The organism is Aureliella helgolandensis, assembly GCF_007752135.1.
In the GTDB taxonomy this organism is placed as follows: domain Bacteria; phylum Planctomycetota; class Planctomycetia; order Pirellulales; family Pirellulaceae; genus Aureliella; species Aureliella helgolandensis.
Genome location: NZ_CP036298.1, coordinates 749,531 through 774,712 on the forward strand (window position 1 = coordinate 749,531; position 25,182 = coordinate 774,712).

The 25,182-nt window shown below is 55.6% G+C and carries 17 protein-coding genes; 7 read left to right on the plus strand and 10 right to left on the minus strand.

The features are described from left to right. Positions 1-101: 101 nt before the first annotated feature. The 5 genes from Q31a_RS02745 to Q31a_RS02765 all read right to left on the minus strand — a co-directional run bounded on the left by Q31a_RS02745 (position 102) and on the right by Q31a_RS02765 (position 8,754). On the minus strand, positions 102-1,340 hold the full coding sequence (locus tag Q31a_RS02745) for a quinol:cytochrome C oxidoreductase (protein WP_145073646.1): 1,239 nt from the start codon (positions 1,338-1,340) through the stop codon (positions 102-104). A 198-nt stretch (positions 1,341-1,538) separates the two neighbouring features. Beyond that, positions 1,539-3,059, minus strand: a complete 1,521-nt coding sequence (locus tag Q31a_RS02750; RefSeq protein ID WP_145073649.1) for a quinol:electron acceptor oxidoreductase subunit ActD — start codon at positions 3,057-3,059, stop codon at positions 1,539-1,541. A gap of 78 nt (positions 3,060-3,137) precedes the next feature. Further along, positions 3,138-4,556 carry an NrfD/PsrC family molybdoenzyme membrane anchor subunit gene (gene nrfD / locus Q31a_RS02755; RefSeq protein ID WP_145073652.1) on the minus strand — a complete coding sequence of 473 codons (1,419 nt, stop codon included), beginning with the start codon at positions 4,554-4,556 and terminating at the stop codon, positions 3,138-3,140. 95 nt (positions 4,557-4,651) lie between these two features. Next, positions 4,652-7,963 (minus strand): TAT-variant-translocated molybdopterin oxidoreductase, encoded by a 3,312-nt coding sequence (locus Q31a_RS02760; RefSeq protein WP_145073654.1) that lies wholly within the window; start codon positions 7,961-7,963, stop codon positions 4,652-4,654. Positions 7,964-8,061: 98 nt separating this feature from the next. Continuing rightward, a complete protein-coding gene (locus tag Q31a_RS02765) occupies positions 8,062-8,754 on the minus strand; it encodes a cytochrome c3 family protein (RefSeq protein ID WP_145073668.1) in 693 nt (230 codons plus the stop codon). A gap of 1,105 nt (positions 8,755-9,859) precedes the next feature. Here Q31a_RS02765 and Q31a_RS02770 point away from each other — a divergent pair. Together Q31a_RS02770 and Q31a_RS02775 are read left to right on the plus strand one after the other, a co-directional pair. Next, a complete protein-coding gene (locus Q31a_RS02770; protein WP_145073671.1) occupies positions 9,860-11,125 on the plus strand; it encodes an HD-GYP domain-containing protein in 1,266 nt (421 codons plus the stop codon). A 464-nt stretch (positions 11,126-11,589) separates the two neighbouring features. Further along, positions 11,590-14,277, plus strand: coding sequence for a TolC family protein (locus tag Q31a_RS02775; RefSeq protein ID WP_145073675.1), 2,688 nt, complete (start codon positions 11,590-11,592; stop codon positions 14,275-14,277). A gap of 27 nt (positions 14,278-14,304) precedes the next feature. On the opposite strand, the gene Q31a_RS02780 is transcribed toward Q31a_RS02775, so the two are convergent. Beyond that, on the minus strand, positions 14,305-15,138 hold the full coding sequence (locus Q31a_RS02780) for a phytanoyl-CoA dioxygenase family protein (protein ID WP_145073678.1): 834 nt from the start codon (positions 15,136-15,138) through the stop codon (positions 14,305-14,307). A gap of 523 nt (positions 15,139-15,661) precedes the next feature. Here Q31a_RS02780 and Q31a_RS02785 point away from each other — a divergent pair. Together Q31a_RS02785 and Q31a_RS02790 are read left to right on the plus strand one after the other, a co-directional pair. Further along, the gene (locus Q31a_RS02785) at positions 15,662-16,621 is read left to right on the plus strand and encodes a methyltransferase domain-containing protein (protein ID WP_231691041.1); all 960 of its coding nucleotides are present in this window, start codon (positions 15,662-15,664) and stop codon (positions 16,619-16,621) included. A gap of 84 nt (positions 16,622-16,705) precedes the next feature. After that, entirely contained in the window at positions 16,706-17,623 is a 918-nt protein-coding gene (locus Q31a_RS02790) for a sugar phosphate isomerase/epimerase family protein (RefSeq protein ID WP_145073680.1), read from the plus strand. Between the two features lie 53 nt (positions 17,624-17,676). Here Q31a_RS02790 and Q31a_RS02795 read toward each other — a convergent pair whose 3' ends face one another. Beyond that, positions 17,677-19,602: a RecQ family ATP-dependent DNA helicase gene (locus Q31a_RS02795; RefSeq protein ID WP_197356080.1), complete on the minus strand. Its 1,926-nt coding sequence runs from the start codon at positions 19,600-19,602 to the stop codon at positions 17,677-17,679. Between the two features lie 380 nt (positions 19,603-19,982). Here Q31a_RS02795 and Q31a_RS02800 point away from each other — a divergent pair, with 380 nt between their 5' ends. Both Q31a_RS02800 and Q31a_RS02805 read left to right on the plus strand, forming a co-directional pair. Further along, positions 19,983-20,774: a 3-keto-disaccharide hydrolase gene (locus Q31a_RS02800; RefSeq protein ID WP_145073682.1), complete on the plus strand. Its 792-nt coding sequence runs from the start codon at positions 19,983-19,985 to the stop codon at positions 20,772-20,774. Between the two features lie 189 nt (positions 20,775-20,963). Then, positions 20,964-21,341 carry a hypothetical protein gene (locus Q31a_RS02805; protein WP_145073686.1) on the plus strand — a complete coding sequence of 126 codons (378 nt, stop codon included), beginning with the start codon at positions 20,964-20,966 and terminating at the stop codon, positions 21,339-21,341. 49 nt (positions 21,342-21,390) lie between these two features. Here the strand turns inward: Q31a_RS02805 and Q31a_RS02810 are convergent, their stop codons facing one another. Together Q31a_RS02810 and Q31a_RS02815 are read right to left on the minus strand one after the other, a co-directional pair. Next, complete coding sequence (locus Q31a_RS02810) at positions 21,391-22,365, minus strand: hypothetical protein (RefSeq protein WP_145073689.1); 975 nt, start codon at positions 22,363-22,365, stop codon at positions 21,391-21,393. A 1-nt stretch (position 22,366) separates the two neighbouring features. Beyond that, on the minus strand, positions 22,367-22,993 hold the full coding sequence (locus Q31a_RS02815) for a YceI family protein (protein ID WP_145073692.1): 627 nt from the start codon (positions 22,991-22,993) through the stop codon (positions 22,367-22,369). Positions 22,994-23,386: 393 nt separating this feature from the next. On the opposite strand from Q31a_RS02815, the gene Q31a_RS02820 reads away from it, so the two are divergent. Then, complete coding sequence (locus tag Q31a_RS02820) at positions 23,387-24,133, plus strand: RNA polymerase sigma factor (RefSeq protein WP_197356082.1); 747 nt, start codon at positions 23,387-23,389, stop codon at positions 24,131-24,133. A gap of 208 nt (positions 24,134-24,341) precedes the next feature. Here Q31a_RS02820 and Q31a_RS02825 read toward each other — a convergent pair whose 3' ends face one another. Then, positions 24,342-25,175, minus strand: a complete 834-nt coding sequence (locus tag Q31a_RS02825) for a type II secretion system F family protein (protein WP_145073698.1) — start codon at positions 25,173-25,175, stop codon at positions 24,342-24,344. Positions 25,176-25,182: the final 7 nt, after the last annotated feature.

The window sequence follows — 25,182 nt, forward strand, 5'->3', positions numbered from 1 at the left end:
AGCGGACCGGTCCGTCTGGAGCTCGCTAAAGGCGAGAACGGAACCGATACCGTGAAATCAATTACTAACTGAATGCGAAGCCAACCAGCGGTTCTGTGCCACTAGGGGCCGACCGTGTAAGCCAGCGAATCGGGGAGCCAAGGGTCTTTGACTGCCACGACAGGGGTTTCGCCAACTCGCAGCAGGAACAGAGCCGCAAAAATGCAGACCATGCCAATCCAGCATACCAAGTGTCCGAGCACCATCATGGTCGACAGGCTGCCGGCGTTTGGCATGATCAAAAACATCATATCCAGCCAGTGAACCACCAGAATGAAGCTTGCCCAAAACGCCATGACTGGTCGATTGCGTCGAATGTGGCGGGACATTGTTCCCAAAAATGGAACGACAAAGTGGAAGGCGATCAGCAGTAGTCCAACGTATTGCCAGCCATGTTCCATGCGGTGCTTGTACCACAGGGTCTCTTCCGGAATGTTACCGTACCAGTAGAGCAAGAACTGGGAAAAGGCGATGTAGCCCCAGAATACGATGAATCCAAACTGGAACTTGGACATGTCTTGGAAGTGTTCTAGCGTGACCAGTTTTTCCATGCGTCCGCTTCGCTGTAGCAGATGGCAAGTAAGGATCATGGTGGCGAAAAAGCTGAGCATACCGGCGGCGAACAGGTAAACACCGTAGATCGTGCTAAACCATTCTGCGTCCGTAGACATCATCCAGTCGAAGGATGCGAAATTCAATGCTAGGGCGAACAGCATGATGAAAGGGCCGGCCCAACGCTGCAGCTTGAGGGTGATTTCAACATCGCCACTCTCATCCTGCTTGCGACTCATCGTGAAGTAAATTCGGGCAGCGATACTGAAGATCGCAAAGTAAACGACTGTTCGAATCGCAAAGAAGCCGGGATTTAGGTACGCCAACTTAGCTTTGATCAGGTCGGAGTCGAGTTTGTCAGGACCCAAATTCCACTTGTACAGGGCACCGCTGTCGGTGAACAGGACCATCGCAAGGATCGGAATGAAGAGCAGAGCCCACCAGGGGATGGTGTAAGCCAGCAACTCCGCCAAACGCTTGATCGACGCACTCCACGAGGCCCGCACTAGGTGCTGAACCATCACGAAGAACAACGCTCCCAACGAAATACTCATGCAGTACATGTAGTTGGCTAGGTACGAATGGAAGAAGACGCTGAAACCAGCACTCTCTTGCCCCTCGCCCCCGGTGAAGTAGAACAGACCTAAGCTAACACATACGCAAATGGCTCCGACAGCTACCAACACTGGAGCCAGGCTGCGCCAGCTTGCAGGAAGAGTTAGGTTGTCGTTTGGGATCTTCGAGGCCATCGATTTACCTGGTTTTGTGATAATAGCGGTTGAATGAAAAACAACGCACTGTGTGGTTGCAGCAGTCACAGCAGAGCCTGAGGCTGTCTGCACGAACCACTCGAGTTGTAGGTGCTTGTGGCCGGCGGTTCCCGAACGAATCAACCGGTCAATAAGCGATAAACAAAGGACTTGGACAATTTGGACTCTAGGGAATGCCTAGAGTTTACCGGCCGGCACGTCGCTGGCTTCGGCATTCTGGCTGCGTTGCAAGGCTCGAACATAGAGTACGACTGCCCAGCGCTCCTTCGGGTTGAGCGAAGCCGCATAGCTGCCCATTTTGCCTTTGCCGTTTGCAATGGTGTAATAAATCCGACCCACCGGTTGTTGCTGGATTCGCTCTTCATGCAGGCTGGTTGGCTGGAGCCAGTAACCTTGAGCAAGTGCACTTGCGCGCTGTGAAACCAAGCCATCCCCGAATCCGCCGTAGCCGTGGCAGACTGCACAGTTTTGTTCGAACTTCCTCTTACCCAAGTCGTACAGCTCTTCGCTGACCGGGAGGGGGAATTCTGTCGCCCACGCGTAATTGGGTTCGCCAGCGGTCGCTTCAGCAGCCGGCTCGTTGCCAGCTGGCGGAGCGGACTCTGCTGGAGGTGGGGCTGTCGGCTCGTCAACAGGTTGGGTCGTCTCTTGAGCTTCCTCGTCGGAGGTCGCCGGTTCGACCGCTGCAGCCTCGGCAGGCGGTTCTACTGCAATCTTGGGGCTCGGTGGTCGCTCCTCGGCAACCGCCGCGGGCTCAGCAGCTGGTGGCTGTTCGGCACTCGGCTCTTGAGCGGCTTCTTCCTGCAAACTAACCCAATGCATCGCATTGCTATTGCTCAATCCTGCTGTCGCATCTGGATCGTAGCCCAGCGTGTAGACGTCCGTTAGTCCCAGTTCTCCGCGGGCCACCGTTCCTGGCACAGGCGGCCGTTGCACGCGACCATCGGCGAAATGGGTGGTTGTGGTTTGCGCCTTGCGCTTCGGTTGAAAGTCCATATCAAAGAACACGTGGAAGCGAGGCTTGCTGCTCTTGGAGTTCCGCATGTTGAGAATGATCGTGCCCGGTATTAGGGAGAGCAGGATCAACGTCAATATGGTAATGATCAAACCGCGTGGAATAACTGCCGAAGAATCGTCCTCCCGCACCTCCTCCACGATGACCGCTTGGGTGTCCTCCAGCAAGGCCTTTGCTTTGTCGGAGTTGAAGTATTTATCGCGGGAATCAATCCACAAGAAAAAGCGGTCGTCGGTGACGCGGTCAAACCTGGGATTGGCGAAAACTGGGTTGCTGAACTTCGGCAATCCGTTCAGGCCAAACATGGCGAATACGGTGGTAAACGCACTGAACAGGACGGTTAGCTCGAATGTAACCGGAATGAACGCGGGCCAACTCGCAAACGGTTTGCCGGAGATGATATACGGATAATCGACCGCATTCATCCACCATTGCATGAGCAACGCAACGGTGGTGCCCGTCGCACCGGCACACAGCGTGAACCATGGCAGCACGGTTGGCTTGATCCCTAACGCTTCATCGATCCCGTGAAGTGGGAAGGGGGTGAAGGCATCGGTCCGAGTATAGCCGGAGTCTCGCACGCGACGGGCAGCATCAAGTAGATGATTCTCGTCTTCGTACTCGGCTATCCAGCCAAAGGATCGCGGCGGCGTGACCTTCTTTTCGGGTTTATGAGCGCTCATAGGTGGCAACGTAACCGTAAAAACTTAATTCTATACTCTGAAAATGTATTCAAAACCAATTCGCGTCGACTTGCCGGACTAGTGGCTGTCGCCATGAGCATGTCGATGTTCGTCGTGAGCATGTTGACTCATCGTCCATTTGATTTCGCTAATCGCCACGATGGGCAGGAAGCGAAGGAACATGAGAAACAGCGTTGTAAACAAACCAAAGCTTCCCACCAGCATTCCGATGTCGACCCAAGTCGGGGCGAAATATCCCCAGCTGGACGGTAGGAAGTCCCGGCTGAGCGAGGTGATGGTGATCACGAATCGCTCGAACCACATGCCGATGTTAACGAAGATGGTTACGATCCACATCAAGATGGTGTTGGTGCGGAAGGTGCGGAACCAGAACAGTTGAGGCGAAATCACATTGCACAGGAACATTGTCCAATAGGCCCACCAGTACGGTCCAAAGGCTCGGTTCTTAAAGGCAAAGTACTCGTACAGGTTTTGGCTATACCAAGCCATGAAAAACTCGGTGGTGTATGCCAATCCCACCATCGATCCCGTCGCCAGGATGATCTTGCACATGTTGTCCAAGTGCCTTGGCGTGATCAAGTTCTTCAAGTTGTAAATGCGTCGAACTGGGATGAGCAATGTGAGCACCATACCAAATCCGCTGAAGATCGCCCCTGCCACGAAGTAGGGTGGGAAGATCGTCGTGTGCCAACCTGGGAGTTGAGATACTGCGAAGTCAAAGCTCACCACCGTGTGCACGGAAAGCACCAAAGGCGTTGCGAGTGCAGCCAGGATTGCATAGGCCTTTTCGTACCGCATCCAGTGTCGGGATGAACCGCTCCAGCCCAGGCACAAAATGCTGTAGATCATCCGCCGCCATTTGTTCTTCGAGCGGTCTCGGAAGGTGGCCAAGTCGGGAATCATCCCCATGTACCAAAACACGAGCGAAACCGAGGCGTAAGTTCCGACCGCGAACACGTCCCATAGTAGCGGGCTGCGAAACTGAGGCCACATCCACAGGTTCAAGCTGGGGTAAGGGGTTAACCAAAACGCCAACCAAGCTCGACCCACGTGAATCCCAGGGAAGGTGCCCGCACAGATGACGGCGAAAATCGTCATGGCCTCCGCGGCGCGGTTGATACTGGTCCGCCAATTCTGCCTAAACAGGAACAGGATCGCTGAGATCAGCGTACCGGCGTGACCGATACCGACCCAAAATACGAAGTTGACAATCGGCCATCCCCAGAAGACTGGTGACATGTTACCCCACACACCCACACCGGTGAGGATGAGGTAGCCGATCAATCCGCCGAACATCATCAGCAGTGGTAAGGCGATCGCTAGCGCAATCCACCAAATCATCGGCTGCGCCTCTTCACTGATCCTCGCGACCATGTGAGTGACGGACGAATAGGTCTGATTGCCTGTGACCAGTGGAGTACGACGACCCGGTGTGTCAATCGTGTTATCAATGCTGGGACTAGCTATGCTCGCCATGGGCTGCGCCAGATTCTGTTTCGAGTCGGGATTATTGAACTAGTTGGATTATGCAATCACCGCAAAACGCTAGCGGTGATCCTTCGATGCAACGCCTAGTGGGCAGCTGCTTCCTTACCGTGATTATCTTCCTCATGGCCAGCCGAGCCGTGATCAGCTCCGCCTTCTGCATGAGATTCGCCTGCGTGGCCATGAGCCGCTTCGGCCAATTGGTCGCGCGTCTTGAGGCGTGGGTGAGTGTTGCGAACCCGAGCTAGATAGCGGGTTCGTGGTTTGATGTTCAGCTCAGCCAGCATGTCGTAGGCACGCGGGGAGTGCTGCATTTGTGAAACCTTGGTGTTCGGGTCCTTGATGTCACCAAACACGATCGCTTGCGTCGGGCAGGCTGCCTGGCAGGCCGATTGGACTTCGCCATCTTCAATAGCGCGTCCCGCATTGCGAGCGTTAATCTTGCCGTTTTGCACGCGTTGGATGCAGTACGAGCACTTTTCCATCACACCGCGGCCACGCACCGACACGTCCGGATTGAGGACCAGTTGTTGCAATTTGCGGCTGGCCTCTTCCAACTTGCCTCTCTGCTGCCACCCATAGAAATAACCGTATTCGGTGGTGTAGTTGAAGTAGTTGAAGCGTCGCACTTTGTACGGGCAATTGTTGCCGCAATAGCGGGTTCCCACGCAGCGGTTGTACGCCATCGTGTTGATGCCTTCTTCGGTGTGGACCGTGGCAGCAACCGGGCAGACTTGTTCGCAAGGTGCCGTTTCGCAATGGGCACAGGCGACGGGTTGGTGAACCATCTGAGGAGCATCGCGATCGCCACGGAAATAGCGGTCGATGCGAATCCAGTGCATCTCACGACCACGGCTGACCTGCTCCTTGCCCACCACGCTGACATTGTTTTCACTTTGGCAGGCTACGACACAGGAATTGCAACCGGTGCACTTGTTCAAGTCGATCGTCATGCCCCATTGGTAGGCAACCGTCGGATCTTTTTCGAACACGCTCATTGGCTCTTCCCACAGTGATTCCAGGGGAGGCATGTGCCCACCGAGGTGTTTCACGTAGTCCTTGCCACCTTCTTCAATCTGTTCGAGCGTGCCTTCGCGGACCAAGATCGGCGAGCGGCGTTCAATTTCGTCCATCCCCAGATCATCGATCGCGAAGTGATCTTGGGTCGTGGCCAGCGGGTAGGGACGTCCTGTCGGACGCGCCTCGACGCCTGTAAGCACGTGCATCGCGTCGAGAGCTCGCAACGGGGCTACATCGCGTCCGACTGCAACTTGTTCGTCGCTTGAAACCGCTTCGTCGCGGCAGACTCGGCCGTAGCCGATGTGGACCGTTATCGATCCGTGTGCGTGTCCGGGGAGGATGAACGTGGGGACTTCCACTTGCCGCTCTTGATGCACCAAGCGGACAATATCCCCCTGCGACAGGTCCAAAGATTCCGCCGTCTTAGGGCTCATCAGGGCCGCATTGTCCCAGACGAGTTTCGTGATAGCTTGCGGCAGCTCTTGCAACCACACGTTTTTAGCGAAGCGGCCGTCGTAGAGCACGTCGCTGACAACAAAATTGACTTCGAGACTGCCATTCTCCAGTTTGTCGAGGTCCAGTGTGCCAGCCGGAACTTGTCCCTCTGCCGCAACCAGTTCGAGTGGCTTAGCGGTCACGTCTGCGAGGTAGCCACTGTGCAAAGTCTCGCGCCAGCCGCGACTGGTGAGTGGCTTGCCAGCCACGATACCAGCGGTTTCGCGAACGATTTCTTCGCCAACTACGGCTTGCCCCAGCAGCAAGGAGAGGATCTCAACGGTACTGCGACCATTGAGCAGTGGTAGGATCTGAGGCTGGCAAATGCCGTAACCACCGTCCATTGCCAGTACGTCTCCCCAGCTTTCCAGCTGGTGGGCGACGGGAACCGACCAAGTGCACTGCATGGCCGACTCGTCTTCGAAATCGGCTAGGTACACCGAGTTTTCGACTTTGGCGAGGGCTTCGCCCAGCTTCACGTTGGCGGGCGCCGTGTAGACCGGGTTTTCACCCAGGACCCACACTGTATTGATAATGCCTGCGTCGATTTTCCCTACAAGGTCGTCGATACTCTCGGGAGTCACACCTTCGATGGCCGAGCGACTCGGCATGAGCAACACGGTCTTGCCAACATTTTCCAACTTGTGGTTGATTCGCAAAGCCGTGAGTTGCACGTCGAGCGGCTGATGGGAACCGACTGTAACGACGCCCGTGCCTTTGTGATTCACTAGATCTTCTGCCATCGCATCGATAAAGCGATCGAGTCTTTCGCTGGAGTCGATTTCATCGAAGGCGTGCTCGTCGGTGGCCGCATCGGGAGTTGCTCCCCCGGCTACTAGCTCGTCGACGCGAGATTCGAGTCGAGCAATGAAGGCTCCAATTTGGCTGCTGCGAAGAGCTAAACGCGAATCGGCGGCTGAACCGGTGACGGAAAACCGAGATTCCACCGAATACAGGCGATTCATCTTGCCAGCCACAGGCTCGCGAGATTTGGAGTACTGACGCGAATAGAGAAGCATGTTGGGGTCGTTGCCCAACGGGTCGCTATCGAGACAGCAGATAATCTTGGCATCGCTCAAGTCGAGGTGCAGTTCCGCAGGAGCGCCTGCTGCCTGGGTGCTTGCCGCACGCTGAGCAGAATCGTCGACGGAAGCGAATTGAACCACGGAAGCCTTCGGGAACTTCGCAGCTGCAGCTGCCACGAGCCGATTGACCGAAGGAGACAGCGAAGGTGCCATGAGGATGGCTAGACCCTCTCCGTCACCGGAGGCCAGGGCATCCAGATTGGCCCGCGCGAACTCGGTGAACTCCTGCCAGTTGGACTCGGTAAGCTGGCCGTCTAACCGCTTGGCGACTCGTTGAGCGCGATCGGGATCGTACAGCCCCAGAACGCAGGCTTGGGAATAGACGTCGGTACCCGCACTGGCAAACCGCGACTTGCCACGCGACAAATCGTTGGGTTCGGAGGCTCGCATCAGGGGGTGATCGGGATTGCCCTCGATCTTAATTGGCCGCCCGTCCATATTGCTCACCAGCAGGTGGACCGCGCGTCCGGCAAGCTCAAAGTTGGAAGCGTAGTGCTTGGCAACTCCAGCGACGGTGTTTTCCGGGCGCACCACGAAGGCAGCGATTTGGTCCGGTCCGTAGCGGCAGCCAGCCACTCCACCCAGTGCCAGTGAGGCGCTCATCAGCTTTAGCCAACGACGGCGCGAAACGCCTTCAGGGAATTCGGAAGCCGCTTGTGGGAATTCGCGATGAAGGAACTGTTCGAACTCTGGGGTGTTCTCCAGCTCATCCACACTTCGCCAGTATGGGCTTGCACCAGTGCTGGCGGAATGATCTCGATTTTTGCCCGTAGTAATCGGAAGCTGCTTTGACTGCATCTTATTGATTGCCTGAAGTACTTTCGCTCGGGAATTTGCCCGAACCCAATGAAATCACGATTCGACTCAATCACACTCGCTGCATCGCTACCGCTGTCTTAGCGGTGGCACACGGCGCAGTTGGTCTTGGGGTTGATCTGATGCTCTTCGCGCAACTTAGCACCAATCTCTTCTCTGGTTCCTTCGCCCTCAGCTGGTTCCCAATCCAATTTGGTCACAAATTCGACGGGCCGCAAATTGGGCTCTGGGTTGTTGTGGCACTCGATGCACCACTTCATGGACAAGGTTTTTTCTTGGTAAACCTTCTCCATCGTGTCAATGCGACCGTGGCAGCTGACGCAGCTCACGCCACGGTTGACGTGTGCCGAGTGGTTGAAAAACACGAAGTCGGGTAGGCGGTGGATTTTCACCCATGGCACCGATTCGCCCGTTTCCCAACTCTCATGAACTGCCCGCAATTTCTCGCTGGCTGGATGCACGGCTGACAATTTGGGGGCACCATCGGCCTCCATCGGACTGTGGCAATTGATGCACGTCGCGGTGGGGGGAATCGTGGCCGCAGCCGCCTTGTCCACGTTGACGTGGCAATAACGACAGTCCATTTTCAATTCACCTGCGTGAATCTTATGGCTGAACGGGACGGGCTGTGTAGGCTGAAACCCTGGGTTCAGGGTAACGTCATCAGTAGCACCTAGGAACATCGTGCCGGCAAAGCCAGCGCCCCCAAGTGCGAAAACTCCCAGCATCGGCAGGAATTTATTGGTCCATCGTGGAAAAAGAAATCGAGTCATAGTCCTAGCGATGAGTTGGTCGCGGGGGGCCTGAAACTTGGGCAGCCATGAGCTGCCGTTGTAATCACGGACCGTCCGCAGAAAGCCGGAGTTATGGGGTTAAAGCAAGCGTGTGGTTATATAGCTTGCGCCTCGCTGCGACACAATATGAACACACACTGTACAGCATTTTGGCACTGGTTTTATGAATCGCGCCCAGTATCACCGCTGATCCCACTTTTGTTCAAGGGCACAGGCGCCTCAATCTGGATGCAATTTACGCGACAAATGGTCGCATTGCCCCACCAAGCTGCGCCAGATGTCTGGTTGATCCAATCGACACGTTCATCTTGGGAGCTAGCAAGCGCTTGGCGATTGACGAATCGCTCTTCTGTCTAGCGTGTAGACACCGACCCAATTCTCTCTTCAACGCAACGCTTCTTTCCTGCTCGCTGGCTGGTGGAAAAGCTTCACCCGCAGTGCAAACAAGGAGTGAAGGTGGCCGCTATCTGGGGATTAGGGGGGCAGTCGCCGCATTAAGGCTGGGCCGCATTTGCATTCAGCAAGCCGTACGCTAATTGTTGATTAGGTTGCAGTTTCAATTTCAATGCTGGAATCGTTCCCCGAATCGAATTGGAGCTGTCTCCTATCCAGCTTGCTCACACTGGGGATTGAGATTTTAACAATCCCTGAAGTGGCGGATGGGACTCTGTTTCGACAGCTTGGACTGAGGCCAGGGAGGAAAGCTGCTATTGGCCAGGCAGTCCAGGTTCCCGCACCCCGCGGATGCGGCTCTTCCTGGGGATCCGAATCTCGCCCCCCTATATTCTCTATAACCCGCCATCTGGTCTGATGGGATAGCTGACTGTGACCAAACTCCATATATCTGACCTTGCTCCATCTCAAGAGCAACCCATGCTTCTTTTGCCGCTCATTCTCAGTAGACCCGTATCTATACCGAGAGCAGGCATGCAATTTTGTCCAGTCGCTGCAGCCCCCGCAGTCTCGGACAATTTGGCGAGCAGCGCTGGATCCGTCGTTTGGTCCGTCGCCTTAAGGTGGCTTCGGTGCTACGGCACGCCTTGGGACTTGTCTTTATCGCAACATCTTTTAACGAGGGGCGTCGATGGAACGATATGATGTTTCAATCGACCATTTGCGTCTGGGAACCATCTCAGATGCCGACATCACGCATTCGGTGCACGGCACGCTTCTTCCCAGCGGGGGGTTGCTAACCCGTGCTTTTTTGCAGCGTCTGCGGGCTCGCGGTATTTCCCAGGTTTCCGTCGATGCAACCCATCTTGGCTGCCTGACCGATGAAGGGGTGCGCCTGCTCAAGCAGCGGCGCGATGGGACCCAAAAAAACCGCGATCCTGGACACGACTCGCTGGCGTCGTTTTTTTCCGATGACTCTCCCCTGTTTGCTCGCCGAACCAATCGCGCTGGCGAAGCCTACTCTGAGGAGCGAGCGCAGCGGTTTCGACAAAGTCTGGAAAACGCGATTGGCATTTTTGAAGTGCTCGGGGCAGAGGTTCAAGAGGTCCCCAGCTCAATGATGGCAGAAATGTGCGGACTTCCCGCACGTTTGGCAGAGATGCTGCTCGAAGATGCGGATCAATCGCTTTCGGTCTTGGAGTGCGACGCAACAGCAACGCCGCTGAGCAATCGCTGCTCGCAAATGTCTTTGCTCGCTATGTCCACCGGGATGGAATTGGGACTCTCCGATTCGGAACTAGCCAGCCTTGGTCAAGCTGGGCTTCTGCATGATCTCGGGTTGTTTCTGTTGCCACCGAAATTCCGAAATCCAACTACCGCTTACAACGCCAGCGATCTTGGCATCTATCAATCGCATCCCTATTTGACTTTGCGACTGTTGGAGGGAGTGCACCGCATTTCGGAACTGGTTCGCGTGCTGATTCTACAGGTGCATGAGAATGCCGACGGCAGCGGATTTCCACGAAACTTCAAATCGCATCGGCTCCATCCTTTGACACGGATATTGCAAGTCGTGGAGGTTTACCTCTCGCTGGTCAATCCTGGACAAGGTCGCCCCGCCTTGTTGCCTCACGATGCCCTGACATTTCTCCTCTTCCAGTGCCAGAAGGGGAATTTCTCGCCTCAGGTCCTACGGGCGTTCATCAATCAGATCACGCTGTTCCCGATTGGCAGCCACGTGCTTCTCAATGACGGCCAGCAGGCAACGGTCGTCCGCCGGAATGCAGACCAGTACGATCAGCCTTTTGTCATCTTCAATAATGACGCCCGTGGCCAGCCACAAGCCCTGGCTGGTACGGAGCTCAGGATCGTCTCCCCACTCGTTCGCGATCAACATTCGCAGATGCGATTGGAAAAAGAGATACTAGCATCACTAACGCTCGATTCTCTGATTTAAGCTAGCTTCGGTGTCGACGATATTGCCGAATCCCCCAACTTTGACGATTGTGCCAAGTTTCTTAGGGTGATTCACCGATAAAACCTTCAATAGCTTGCCACGGGGAAGATTGTAGAGGGAGACTCTGCGTCACAGCTGGATGTTCCCGGCGCTCCGGAGAGGGGGCAACGCTGCTGGTTTTAGGGGGAGCGATGTTCCTATTCGCTAGGGAAGAGGATTTTCTCTCAGCACACCTGTGGGGATGTGGAGAGGTGAATGCACCGGGGCCCCTCGTTGCATGAGCAGCTGCGGCGATAGCCGCCGGCTTTCGCGCCCAGGATATGGGGTGACGCAATCTAGGGTCGACCAGGCCTCGACCACATGGCCATACGGCCCGCAATGCACCGCCCCGAAGCTCAAGGCGACATCAATTTCGAGCGCTTTGATCCAACCGACAAGCTCATTGCTGATGGATTGTGGCTGCCATGAATCTTTTTTCCACTTCGATCGACGGTGAGCGGCAGTGTGGGCAGAAGCCCGTCCGCTGGGAGCCCGTCCGCTGGGAGCCCGTCCGCTGGGAGCCCGTCCGCTGGGAGCACTGTGTCCTCCTCGCGCTGGCACTGCTGTCTGGTTTTCTGACGAGTGGATGTTCGCGCACCCGGTATCGCCATTCCGCAGATAGCGAATCTTATTGTTTGATTGACAGCCGTCAGAACGACCCGCTGTGGAACGTTCCAGCCCAGACGGTGGAGCCTCAGCCCGCGTCGCGGATGTACTTGGGCGCGGAGCAGGATTGTGGGCCTAAGCCCCAGGACGATGCGGCAGCTCGCCAGTACATGAATGCTCCCGACGGGAAGAAGAACACGAAGTACTATGGGCCAATCCCCACCAACCCCCACACGGAGAACCCGGTTTGGCTCGACTACCTGCCGCGGAACGAAGAGGGGCAAATTCCCTTCACGCAACCGCTGGCCATCGATCTGTCGCTCCTGCACAGTCGTGACTACCAAACGCAATTCGAGAGCGTTTACCTCACTGCACTGAATCTCTCTGGCAATCGCTTTGAGTTCGATACGCAGTGGTTTGGGGGAACATCCACCAGTTTTGCAGCTACCGGTGCCGATCTCGGCGACCAGCGCTCGCTGAACGTCGTCAGCGACCGGCTCGGGCTGACGCGCAACTTGGCCGGCGGTGGGCAATTCGCCACCAGTATCCTAAATAGTCTTTTTTGGGATTTTGGCAACGGAGGTGTTCAAGGGGGCTCGGCTGCCCTCGTCACCTCTTTCACGCAACCACTGCTGCGGGGAGCCTTTCGCCATGTGCGGTTGGAGAATCTGACGCAATCTGAGCGAGATTTGCTATATGCCGTACGTGATTTTGCGAGATTTCGCCGGACGTACTACGTCGATATTTCGACGAGCTACCTGAGCCTTCTGACCCAAGTGCAAGCCATTCGCAACTCGCAGGCCAACGTTCAGAATTTGCGCCGCAATTTGGACGAGCATGAACTGTTGGTTTCACTGGAGATGGTGTCTCAGATACAAGTCGACCAGATATTCCAGCAATATCAATCTGGCCGGCTTTCGCTTCTTTCATCCCAGCAGAATCTAGCTGCGTCCTTCGATGGTTTTAAATTCGACTTGGGACTTCCCCCCTGGATCCCGCTGGAGATCGACGAATCGTTACTCGCGCCTTTTGAACTCGTGAGCCCAGAATTGCTGCAGTTGCAGACTGAAGCTCAGACGCTCTACGAGAGTCTCGTGCAATTTCTTCCTCCAAGCATTGCACCTGAGGAGGTGTTGCAGGCAGGCTTCCTCGAGTACGAGCAGCTCCGCGGGCGCGTCGATGCCTTGCTACCGGAGGTCGAAGCAGAATTGGCGATTTGGCAAGCCCGACTGGAGCGGACCGCGGCAAGCGCCCTTCAGCAAGACGACCAACTCGATTTGCAGCAGCAGTTGACCCTTGCGCAGCGGACGCAGCAGAGTCTGTCGGACCTCAAGACCCTCCTGAACGCGCGTCCCGCGTTTGACCGGGGACTGAGGGAAACGCTGGAGCAGTACGGCCAACCGTTCACCGCCTCCGACGTAACTGCGGATGGAAAGCCACGGCTTTCGCTGGCGGAGCGCATTACGCAGCGAACCGAGCCGCTCGAAGAGGCTGACGTTGAGGGGATTCTGCCGCGTGAAGAGGTTGATCCACGCATTGCCGCATGGTCCGCCTTGCAACTGGCGGTCGGAGAGCGGCTGCGAGAAGATATTTCGGAGTTGTACGTAGCGCAAACGCAAGTGCGTTTGTTTCTGATCAACATTGATCCCCAAGCGATTGAGTCGGAATCGGCTATTACGTTTGCTCATCAAAATCGCTTAGATCTAATGAACAGCAAGGCTACGGTGATGGATGCATTTCGCAAAGTGGAAGTCGCCGCGGACGCTCTGGAAAGCGATTTGAGTGTGTCGGGGAGCGTCGCCTTGGGAAGCGATCCCTCCAAAAACAATCCATTTCGTTTCGACTCGTCCGCCAATCGCTATCGGGTCGGCGTTGAGTTCGATGGCCCACTGAACCGTCTCAATGAACGCAATGCCTATCGCGCTAGCCAGATTCGATACCAGCAGGCGAGTCGCGGCTATATGTCAGACCGCGATCGAGTTGCCAATGAAGTGCGATCCATTTTGCGGCAACTGGAACTGAGTCGACTCAATTTCCAGATTGCGCGGCAGCAGTTGGTAGCGGCAACACGCCAAGTGGATCAGGCGCAAATCGATCTCAGACGCAGTACGCAAGCCGAGTCCAATTTGACCCTGTTCCTGCTCCAGGCCTTGCAGGGAATGCTCGATTCGAAGAACAATTTAATTTCCAACTGGATCCAATACCGCGTTCAGAAAATGCGGCTATTCGCGGCCTTGGAAATGTTGTACCTCGATGAGAATGGCGTGTGGATCAACGAAACCACAGGCTTGAAAGACCTCGCCGACTTCAAGCAAATAGACACCGAGTACTTTCCTGCCCATTGGCGGCATGCCCCCATAGCTCCCAACCTGGAGGCCTTGAGGCCAACCTCCAATCCAGAGGGTTTCGAGACGATCGATGCGGGAACACCCGTTGCCGAAGAGGCCGAGCCCTTCGAGCTTCCCTTGGAGTTGTCTGGGTTTCCCGAGGTGCCGCCAGTGCCTTAGTAACGTGCCGTAGAAACGTAGAGCCGGCTAGTGGCTAGGCTTGCCCGGAGCGTCCCATTGACCACTGGTGTTTTTGCCGCGAACGACGAAGCCTTTTTTGTGCCAATCATACCAAGTCGTTACGTCTGCGGCCGCGTAGCGAATTGTCAATCCGCAACGTCGTCGATCGGACGGGTTAGCTTCGGAACCATGCAGTAGCAAATCTGAGTGCATCGAGAATTGTCCCGCTTTCAATTGCACATCGACTTCGCCCTCTCCATAGGAATGGGGATTCTGAACAGCCAAGTCGAGCACGGTGTTCGCGTCTTGCGATAGGTCATAATCGATCAAGCCATGAAGGTGAGATCGAGGAATGAACTTCATGTTGGCATTCTCGGGATCGGCATCGTCGATGGCCAACCATACGGTGACGGTCTTGGTGGGACTTAACGGCCAGTAGGTACTGTCTTGGTGCCACGGCACGCTTTTGCCGTCGCGGGGCATTTTGCAGAAGAAATGGGAGCCCCAGCAGACGACATTGTCGCCCAGTAGATCTGAAACCGCATCTACGATTTTCGGGTGTTGTACGAGGTCGTAGATGCGGGCGAATCGCAGGTGCGCCGTGTTGATCGAATAGCTCGTGCGACCGAGTTCGATGAATGCGGCCAAGACGCCATCAAAGAATGCTCGCAGTTCCCGAGCTTCGTCAGCGTCCAATCCATCGAAGGGCAGCAAGTAACCTTGTGCATTGTATTGCTCGATCTGCCCAGCAGTCAGCGTCTGGGGACGGGAGTTCACCGACGGAACGAACCCAATTTCGCGGGGCAGTTCTGCCAGTTGAGCAGGGGTGGGATTGGGGATGTCGTCAACTTTAAGTGTCATCTTATTCTTGCCGTTTTCCAAGCGAGTCGCAGATTGTTAGTCGGGCCTCCCCACACCGCATCGCAAAACGAGAACTGGGCGAAGGTTCAGCGGGGGAAGGCAATTCGCTCTTGCCGCTCGCCCTTTAGGGAGTCAATCGGAGTTGGTAGAGGGGGTGGGACTTCTACAACTTAGTCTCTCCAGTGAGGTGCGATGCCGCAATAGCTCAACTCTCCATTTTTGGACCGATTCTCAAGTGCTTTCGTACCGCATGGTAGGTGCGGTCGAGCTTTCCGGGGTGGCTCGTGCTTTGTCCGAGTTTAATAGATGGGGTGGCGTAGTGCTGGCCAAACTCGTGCTTCTCTTCGAGGATAGCTTGAACGTTCGCCCAAATAGGCTGGTTCCAGTTCGACTGGGTATGCCTCGGTGCATAGCATGTTTCGCATGCAAATCTCAATATCTCCCTTGCCCTCGTACCTGGGATGTGCGTAGTGTGGCCGCACGCTGTCCAGAGATCAACGTTCAAGTTCGAAGGCGAACACCCTTGGGAAATCAGAAAAACTTGCCCGCAATTGATAGGCAACTTGAGGAGCGACAATTGGGGCAGTTCATTCCGCTGCACTACCATTTCGTGATGTTGCAGGATCGACTGCGTTTGGAGAGTTTCAAGAATGCGATAGCAAGGTTGGTTCAACCCTCGATGCACGTGGTCGAATTGGGCGGTGGGACGGGAGTTCTCTCCTCTTTTGCTGCCCAGCAAGGGGCACGTGTGACTTGTGTCGAGCGGAATCCAGTGCTAGCCGAGAAGGCTGGCTGTTTTCTGCGAGAGAATGGATTGCACGAATCGGTCACGATCGTACTTCAAGATGCGCTTGATTTCGTCCCCACGGAACCGGTCGATGTCGTGATTTGCGAAATGTTGCATGTTGGCTTGCTTCGCGAAAAACAGCTCGAAGTCATCGATGCATTCAAGCGGAACTACCGTGCGAAGTTCGGTTTAAGCGTTGCTTTGCCGACGTTCATTCCGGAGGCCTCGGTGCTGATGGTTCAGCCCGTTGAACAGGACTACGACTTTGCTGGCTATTGGGCTCCCGTTCCCCTGTTTCAATCGCTCGAATGCGTGCAGGAGTCCACGGTGGAGCTAGGGGATCTTGAACCGTACTCGGTCGTCTCCTATGACGAAGTCTTTCCATTCCGATTCTGCCAAGAACAAGTGTTACCTATCCGGCAGGCGGGGCATTGCAATGCGCTGCGATTTGTGACGCAAAATTCGATGCATGTTGACATGGCGAGCCAGCGTGCGATCAGCTGGCCCAACCAGGGATTGGTCTTGCCATTGCCGACGGGATTCGAGGTTCGTGCCGGTGGAAGTCTGAAGATTCAATTCGACTACGAAGCGGGCGACCCACTCGAGCAGTTGTCTGGCAGCTTGCAAGTCAGTTATATTGCTCAGCGGTCCAGCCTAGCACCCCTACGGGTGAACAGCGCTCGCCGCGCCGCTTAGCCATTGCCGCTGGGACCCTACTGCGATTCAAACTCTTGCGCGTGTCATGGCTCATGGCACGCTTGTTTTTTAAGGACTTTACCGATGATTCAACTCGGCTTTGCAAGTGCTATCGTTCCTGAGCTTTCGCTAGAAGAAGTCCTGGCGCTAGCCTCCACCATCGGTTACGACTGTGTGGAGGTCATGTGCTGGCCAGTCAGCAAGGCGGAGCGGCGCTACGCAGGCATTACCCACATCGACCTCAGTCAGCTCGACGATTCTCGCGTTGCAGAAATCCTCAGTTTGATGGACCGTACCGGGGTAGCGATTAGCGCCCTTGGCTACTACCCCAACTGCCTTGCTCCCGATGTTGAGGAGGCCGCTGGCTCGGTTGCGCACCTAAAGCGTTTGATTGAGTCGGCTCCACGCCTGGGAATCGACCGTGTTACCACCTTTATTGGTCGCGACTTCACAAAAAGTGTGGAGGAGAATTGGCCGCGCATGTTGGAGACTTGGAAGCCCATTGTGGCATTAGCTGAAGAGCATCAGGTGCGGATAGGAATCGAGAATTGCCCGATGCTCTTTTCTGCAGACGAGTGGCCTGGTGGCAAAAACCTGGCGACGACTCCAGCAATTTGGCGGCGTATGTTCGAAGATTTGGGGAGTCCCAATTTGGGGCTCAACTACGATCCCTCGCATATGATTTGGCAGCATATGGATTATCTCAAGCCGATGCGTGATTTCGCCTCGCGGATCTTCCACGCGCACGCCAAAGATGTCAGGATAGACCATGAAAAACTAAATGAGGTTGGGATTCTGGCTCATCCGGCTGAGTACCACACTCCCAAGTTGCCCGGACTGGGCGATGTTGATTGGGGCAAGTTTTTCTCGACTTTGGTGGACACCGGTTATCGCGGTCCGGTTTGTGTGGAAGTCGAAGATCGCGCCTACGAGGGCTCTCTGGAGGACCGACAAGACTCATTGCGCCAGAGCTATCGCTACCTCAAAAACTTTATTCCGTAACGCCTTGGGATGATGCGTGGGAGGAATCCCACCGCTGATTGCGGGAACGCCATTCATCCCAAAAGGCTTTCCAGGACGCGGTCGAACGGGATCGCACTGCAACAGCCAAACATGGCATCGCGGGACAGTCGCGCTCGAACCATGCGCGGTGAGGTCATGCCACATAGGAACCTTGCCTGGCTGCGGGCATCTCCGAGTTGTTCCGGATGCTTTTTGCTCAGCTGTCGGACTGCCGTGAGCGCCGAGTCACCGATGCGCGGGTAATCCGGTTCAGGTAATTCCTCGATAGCCTGCCCTTCACAGGCCGAGCAGTGGCCGCAGGGGGATGCCAGTGGCTGTCCAAAATGCTGTGATAGTCCGCCGCATTGACAATCTGTTGAGCACATCAACTCGAACAATTCGTTGAGTCTGCCGAGCTCTCCGATCTCCCGATCGAGCGTATATTGGTAGAGTTCTTGAGTGAGCTCTTCGATGTCGGCGATGGGCTGGTGCTTGCGGTAGCCGTGCACGAGTCCGCTAACCTGCAGTTCAATCCAGCCCTTCTCAGCGAAGAAGTCGAGCATTTTGACAATTCGGGCTCTGTCACATTTGAGGCGATTGGCTGCTTGCGGCAGGCTGATCTCAAACCAAATCCGTTTCTTGACCGTCAAGGCTAAGACGGAGGCCGCAAAACTTCTACGCTCCCCTTCAAAGTGGGCCAGAATCTGTGACGAGGGGACACGTGCCTTGAACTTGTAGGACTCGTAGCGCGGCGCCGTACCGACGAGGAATTCCTCTAGTTCAAGATAGGTCATGAGGGTCCGCACGACAGAATCTCGCATATCGGCTTCGTGGGCAAGCGAGTAGTAGCTGACAAAAAAGTTTTCAGGTTGCCCGACTAAGAATTCCACAAAGCGTCGGACGGAACCGACGCTGGGAGTGTCGCCGTAGGCAAAGTTTTCGAGCACGACTCGGTCTTCGGGGACCAGCAGCGATTCACAAACGGCTGGTTCACCATCCCTGCCAGCCCGGCCAATTTCTTGAGCCAGATTTTCGAGGGATTTCGAGGGGTTGTAGTGGTAGATGGCACGGATGTTTGATTTGTCGACACCCATCCCAAACGCGATCGTGGCCACGATGATTGCGTCTTGTGAGGACATGAAAAGATCTTGAACCCTTGCCCGCTCTTCAGCATCCATGCCCGCGTGGTAGGCATGTGCGGGAAGCCCGCTGGCCTGCAGACGCTCTGCAACCTCCTCGGCGGTTTTCTGAAGCGTTACGTACACCAGTGAAGGTTGTGCTGGGGCTTCCTTTAGTCGCTGCACGAGCGTCGCGTCGCGAGAGCGTTCGTCTGCAAGCGTAAAACGCAGTGTCAGATTCGAGCGATAGAAGGGGGTTAGGATCGCGTCTTGAAGTGCTATGGAGAATTCACGCCGTATGTCGTCCAGTACTGCGGGCGTGGCGGTCGCGGTTAGTGCTAGGATCCGTTGTGCATCGAGCTGCTTGGAGATCTTGGCCAGTTTTAGGTAGTCGGGGCGGAAGTTATGTCCCCACTGAGAAATGCAATGGGCTTCGTCGATCGCAAACATTGCAATGGGGATATCGGTAATGAAATCTCGAAACCGCTCATTGAAGAAGCGTTCTGGCGCCACGTAGAGCAACTTGGTGGTGCCGTTGCGAACCTCTTGCATGACGAGTCGCGCTTCTTCGGCAGAGAGCGAGGAGTCAAGACGCGCGGCCTTAATGCCCTTGCCAATCAGGCTGTCGACTTGCTCACGCATCAAGGCTAACAGGGGGGAGACGACTAGGGTTAAACCGTCGAGCAGCACGGCGGGCAATTGGTAGCACAACGATTTCCCACCACCGGTCGGGAATACGGCGGCCGCAGATTTCCCCGCTAGCAGTCGCTCGATGACTTGCCGCTGACCGTCGCGGAATGATTTCAAACCAAACTGTTCACGAAGGACTTCATCCATTCTTTGTGTAGTCGCAGTTGTCATGGGAAATATTCCTGTTTAGGGCGGATGCGTTTTGGCGATTGCGTTTTGGCGATTGCGTTTTGGCGATTGCGTTTTGGCGATTGCGTTTTAGCGATTGCGTTTGGGGACGATTGCGTGGTGCGTGGTAGCTGAGGGCTGGGGAGATCCGCAACTCGTGCTTTTGATGGAATGGGGAGAATGGCTGTGTGCCCAGCTCCGCATGTCCCCAGCACCGTATTGCGTGGTGGGCATGAGACGCACATGCCGCGTGGGTGGAAACGCCGGACGTTGACCCGTCTTCCGAATCGCATGGCCTCGGAAAGCAGTCTACAATGGCGGACACCTTATCTGGCTTTTGCCGGGATCGGTTTTTTTTCTGAACGACGTCATAAAGCGAAAGAATGTTAGTTTTCATGTGCAATACGCTCCCCCTACTTCGCCGAACCGTGCTAGCTAAACTGGCGCGTTCCTTGGCATTGGCAAGTTGTGTTTGGTTGGCCGGTTCGACCGCGGCAGTAGCGCAGGACAAAGTCGGAGCTGCAGCGGAAATTCCTCGAGCGTTCCTCGACGGAACAGGCCCTGGTTGGCGAACCTTATTGGAAGACGATTTTGAGCTCGTGAACTTACAAGAAAACACTTGGACTTGGGAAGGAAATTTAGCCAAGTGTACAGGGCTGCCCGTGGGCGTCGAGCGCACAAAAGAGCAGTTCACGAATTTTGAACTCATGGCGGAGTGGCGGCACCTGTCCAGCGGTGGCAATTCCGGTTTCTTCATTTGGGCTTCTCCCGCCGGCATGCAGGATCTGAAACCGGGGAGTTTGCCACAATCTGGAATTGAGGTTCAAGTACTCGACCATGGCTACACGGAAAAATACGAATCGTCCTCCGGGAAAAAGGGAGATTGGTTTAGTACGCATGGAGACATCTTTCCGGTTGGCACCAGCCGCCTAAAACCCTTCCCACCCCTTTCTCCCAACGGCAATCGTAGTTTTCCGAGCAAAAATTTGAGCCGCCCGACACCGCAGTGGAATCACTATTACGTCCGCGCGATCAATGGTGAGGTCCGCTTGTGGGTCAATGGCGAGGAGGTTTCTGGGGGAAACGGAGCCGAACCAGCCACGGGGCATATTTGCCTGGAGTCGGAGGGGGCTCCGGTGGAGTTCAAGAATATCCGCATTCGAGAATTGCCTTAGAAATTAGGAAATCGTGTCGTTACAAACCGCCACAAATCTAGCTTTCGCAAAGATTTTTGGGGATGGGACCGAAGGTGTCCTGGGGGTTGCGATAATACCCATGTCGAGGCAAAGGAGTGCTGATCGAAGCACTCATTGTCCGACATTGGTACTGTTCGCCCCCATCGCTCGATCAAGGAAGCGTCCACGATGTCTAAGTTCTATGCAACCTGCGGTTCACACACTCTTACAATCTCTGCTCCCTCGGCCCGCCACGCAGCGATGCGGTTGATCGACGAAGTCATGGCGGCTCATATTTGGATCTATGACGATGCCGATCTAAGCGAGCAGGATCGCCGTGACCATGTCGTGCTGGAAGCCCTGCTGCATTTGAGCACTGTGGTGTCGGTCAGCGAAATTGGTGCTGGACGCCGTGAAGCGGGAGCCTTTGAGGTTCCTCAGATGATCGACGAATGGCATCGCCTAATGACCGGCATCAGCCGCATGTTGACATCGTCGGGAATCGACGCTGGACGGGTGCTGCCAGAGCTGCCAACGGAAGTTTTGGGGCCACAGCAACCGCGATAATTGGAAGAGAGGGAGACACCCTCCCCTGCCTGCCTACCAGCCCGCTGCCTTAGGTCGCCGAAGGGCCGTAGACGTACCAAGCCGCCAAGCCAACGGAGCAAGCGGCAATCAGGGCTGCTACCACTACAACGGAAAGCGTTTGTGACCAAGCTGGCCAATCCCGGGTGCGCGCCAAGATAGCTGCCTCCAGGCCGACCCAGGCCACCGGTAGCAGTAGGTACGATGCCAGTGGAACCTTGCTAAACGAGTTGATCTTGCCGATGAACAATAGACTGCACAGGGCGAGCACTATCGGAAACAACGTCAAACCATATTCTACATGGCGTGGCCGCATCAGACTGGCAAGGAACAGGCCGGCGCTAGCTGCCGACATGGATAGCGCCATCTGCGAGAAACGGAGGCTCCCGGAGAGGAGTAGTACGATCGATAGGGCGGCAAAAATCAACCAGCTTAGGATCGCTAGATTGCGGTGCGACAGAGCGTCTCTCGCGTCCGCACCCGCGGTTCCGGAATCTGCCAAGGCCGTAGCATTCGGCAAAGCAGAAACGTTGGTCTCTGAGGAGTCTCCCGCCGCTGCTCTACCACGTCGCACGGCACTGCTGGCGTAGTAGAAGACCGCAGTGGCCAGTAGTGGCCAGACAAACATGTATACGTTGCGCGACGGTTGCAAGCTTTCCCACGTGGGAATGATGAGGTAGCCACACGCTGCTGCGAACGCAAAAAAACAGACGCTGGCCCAGATTCGACCGTCCCCCCGGCTGCCGTGGAACCAGAGGGCGACCACTATCGACAGAACGGCGGCAGCACTAATCACATAGGGAATCCAGTGCCAGTGCGCCTCCGCAGCAGCGGGGCCCAAGCCTAGCGACCAGTAACCGACATGCAGCCCCGCAATCCATGCTAGAGGAGCCGCCAGTCGACGGAGTCGGCTGGAGAGGGTGCAGCCCGCCAATACCACCAACACCCAGGTGACGATGAGCGGCAGAACTGCGCCGAAGACGATTTCCGTAACTGTAAATGGCACCCTATTTCGCACTCACATTGACGCTCATCGCAACTTCCTTCTCGACTTTGCCCTCTCCGTAGGTCATTCCGAATTCGGTGCGATCAATCACGAAATCGGCCGACAACTCAAGTCCCTCTGCGGTGTTGAGCGTCGCAGGGAAGGTGATAGATTTCTTCGCTTTGAGTAGCTCCAAATCGCCCGTGATCGTGGCCTTGCCGTCTTCGGTTTCCTCGATCGAAGTGCTTGTGAATTTGGCCTTGGGATGTTCGTTGACGTCGAAGAAGTCGGCGTTCTTCAAGTGGGAATTGAGGTCGTCAATTTCGGTATCGAGTGAACTGGTTTCGATCTCCAATTGCAACGCAACTAGTTTACCGTCGGTGACTGTCGCCGATCCAACGAATTTCTTGAACTTTCCATGTCGTGCCTTCGGATCTGGCTGCTCTTCGCTGACGTGCGATCCGACGAAAGCAATCGTCGTGTTATCCGGGGTCAATTGAATTCCACCTGCTGCAGCAGGTTCCGGGCTGGGAGAAGTCTCCGGGGTGACGGTCGTGCCGGAACTGGCTGTGGAAAGCTCTGGAACGGCGCTGTCATTGCAGCCAAGGCTGAAGGGAAGGATCAAAAGGGTGGCAAGGAGCAAACGCATCAGAATTTACCTAAGTAGGGAAGTTTGGGAACAATCCAGACTGGTCGTAGTCCACTCCCAGCCAGCGAGCAAGGATTCTTATCACTTGCTGCCCCTCCAGGAGGGTAGTCCTGCGAAGTATTGTACCGCGGACGACGCTGTTGACGACGGTGGGAGAATCCCGGTTCGCCTTCCGCGTCCCGCTGCAGGGAATTGGCTAAGGGGCCGACGAAGAAGGGGAAGCGGTAAGTTTGTTGAGTACGTTGTGGGGCTTCCAATGGTTCAGTTTGCAGGGTTCAACTTGGCAAAAAGGAGGTAATTCCAGGTCGTGACGTAAAGCGGTGGATTCTCAAGGCGATGTATGCCAACATAGGGGCACGCCCAATCTCTCTGTCCACCCGTTTTCGGTACGCGATGACTGCCCCTGATCGATTGAGCCAAATTGAAACTTTGTGGTCGATGGTCTACCACGCGCACGACGGCGTGGATTTGGAGCGACAGTCGGCCCAACGCGAACTTCTGACGCGTTATGGGACGGCCATTCAGCGGTATCTACGGGGAGCGTTTCGCGATCGCAATGCGGCCGACGACGCCTACCAGGAGTTTGCTGTAAAGTTCCTGCGCGGTGACTTCCGCAACGCGCATGAACAGAAAGGGCGATTTCGCGGATTTCTAAAAACGGTCTTAGAGCGACTGGTGGCCGACCATTACCGCAAGTTGACGCGGAAGCCTGCCGTTCAGTTAGACCTGGAAGCGTTTGAGCCTGCCGCTGCAACCAGCGTCGAAGGCCCCGATTGTGAGTTTCAGACCGTTTGGCGAGACGAGATGCTGAGCCGTTCTTGGCGGCTTTTAGCGGAGGAAGAGGACGTTTCAGGAAAGCCGTGGATGACGGTCTTGCGCATGCGCGTTGAGAATCCGCAGTTGCGTTCTGCCGAGTTGGCGGAAAAATTAGGCAATGTCTTAGGGGAAGTCGTAACCTCCACTCGCTTGCGAGTGATCCTGCATCGCGCACGTGAGCGATTCGCAAAACATCTGATTCAGTCGATCGCAGATACCCTCTCCTCCGATTCGCTCGACGAAATTGAGACCGAACTGGCTGACCTGGAGCTGCTGCAGTACTGCCATGCAGCCATCGATCGCATGCGGACGCCAGCCTCCTAGGGGCGAGCGAGGTTTAGGTGAGCTAGTCTCTGCCGTTTACCGAGCCAGAAATGGCAGACTGGTAGAAGCTGCGACTCTTCAACCGCACCGTGGCTTGCCGGGCACTCATGAAGCGACGCGCTGAGAAAAGGCAGCGAGGCGGGCTACCGCGGGAGCGTGCCCCGCAAGTGCCCACAACTTGGCAGCATCGACGACAGCCAACTTTCCATTAAGCGTCCATCGTAAGAATCTTGCGACTCCACCACACGCTAACAAACACCAGCCCCATAACACACAGTAGTACCCCTTGTCCGATGAGCGTTTGGAAGACCATGGATGTACCCTCGGGATGCAATACGTAAAAACCACCCAAGAACAGCAGCGGGAAGGCGGCTAGAATCAACACCACTCGCCAACCACTGGCTGTCTCCGCTTGCAGCTTCCGCTCGATGCGTTGATTCTCTTGCAGCGAACGACTGATGCGTTCTAACGATTCGGTCACTTTCCCACCGCGGTCCAAGTTGACCACGATTGCTGAGACAAACAGTGAAAAGCTGTCGATCTTCAGGCGTCTTTTCGCTTCTTGCAGAGCCTCGGCCAATGGCCGGCCATGGTGGTACTCGGCCACGATTTGCTTCAACTCAAGTGCCAGGGGCTGAGGGAGCTCATCGCTGACTGTCTCCAGCCCATCGGATAGCGACTGTCCAGCTCGGACCGAGTTGGCCAAAGCTACCGCACACTGCACCATCTGGTCGCGCAGCAGTTCTCGCCGACGTTGGATTCTCCAGTCGAGTATCCAGCGTGGTGCGGCTAAGAGCAATCCGGTGGTGGCCACGCCAATCAACAGCATGCCTAACAACCAGCTGACGAGAAGGTTGACGCCCAAGCTGATTCCCCACCATGCCATGCCTTGGTCGATCTTGGTTTGATCCATCGAAAGTGCCTTGGCGGAGGCAATCTGTTGCGAGATGTAGCTGGTAGAAAGACGCTTCCAAAGCGAGCTCAGGGCCATAACGAGGAGGAAGACCGAAGCGAACAGCAAGGCTGAAGTGAGTTCCGCCATGAAAAAA

Bases quoted from the DNA above. Each gene is read 5' to 3' on its own strand.
- Q31a_RS02795 (WP_197356080.1), bottom strand. From the start codon at position 19,602: ATGACAACTGCGACTACACAAAGAATGGATGAAGTCCTTCGTGAACAG.
- Q31a_RS02805 (WP_145073686.1), top strand. From the start codon at position 20,964: ATGTCTAAGTTCTATGCAACCTGCGGTTCACACACTCTTACAATCTCT.
- Q31a_RS02760 (WP_145073654.1), bottom strand. From the start codon at position 7,963: ATGCAGTCAAAGCAGCTTCCGATTACTACGGGCAAAAATCGAGATCAT.
- Q31a_RS02800 (WP_145073682.1), top strand. From the start codon at position 19,983: ATGTTAGTTTTCATGTGCAATACGCTCCCCCTACTTCGCCGAACCGTG.
- Q31a_RS02780 (WP_145073678.1), bottom strand. From the start codon at position 15,138: ATGACACTTAAAGTTGACGACATCCCCAATCCCACCCCTGCTCAACTG.
- Q31a_RS02825 (WP_145073698.1), bottom strand. From the start codon at position 25,175: ATGGCGGAACTCACTTCAGCCTTGCTGTTCGCTTCGGTCTTCCTCCTC.
- Q31a_RS02790 (WP_145073680.1), top strand. From the start codon at position 16,706: ATGATTCAACTCGGCTTTGCAAGTGCTATCGTTCCTGAGCTTTCGCTA.
- Q31a_RS02775 (WP_145073675.1), top strand. From the start codon at position 11,590: ATGAATCTTTTTTCCACTTCGATCGACGGTGAGCGGCAGTGTGGGCAG.
- Q31a_RS02745 (WP_145073646.1), bottom strand. From the start codon at position 1,340: ATGGCCTCGAAGATCCCAAACGACAACCTAACTCTTCCTGCAAGCTGG.
- Q31a_RS02770 (WP_145073671.1), top strand. From the start codon at position 9,860: ATGGAACGATATGATGTTTCAATCGACCATTTGCGTCTGGGAACCATC.
- Q31a_RS02765 (WP_145073668.1), bottom strand. From the start codon at position 8,754: ATGACTCGATTTCTTTTTCCACGATGGACCAATAAATTCCTGCCGATG.
- Q31a_RS02750 (WP_145073649.1), bottom strand. From the start codon at position 3,059: ATGAGCGCTCATAAACCCGAAAAGAAGGTCACGCCGCCGCGATCCTTT.
- Q31a_RS02820 (WP_197356082.1), top strand. From the start codon at position 23,387: ATGACTGCCCCTGATCGATTGAGCCAAATTGAAACTTTGTGGTCGATG.
- Q31a_RS02815 (WP_145073692.1), bottom strand. From the start codon at position 22,993: ATGCGTTTGCTCCTTGCCACCCTTTTGATCCTTCCCTTCAGCCTTGGC.
- nrfD (WP_145073652.1), bottom strand. From the start codon at position 4,556: ATGGCGAGCATAGCTAGTCCCAGCATTGATAACACGATTGACACACCG.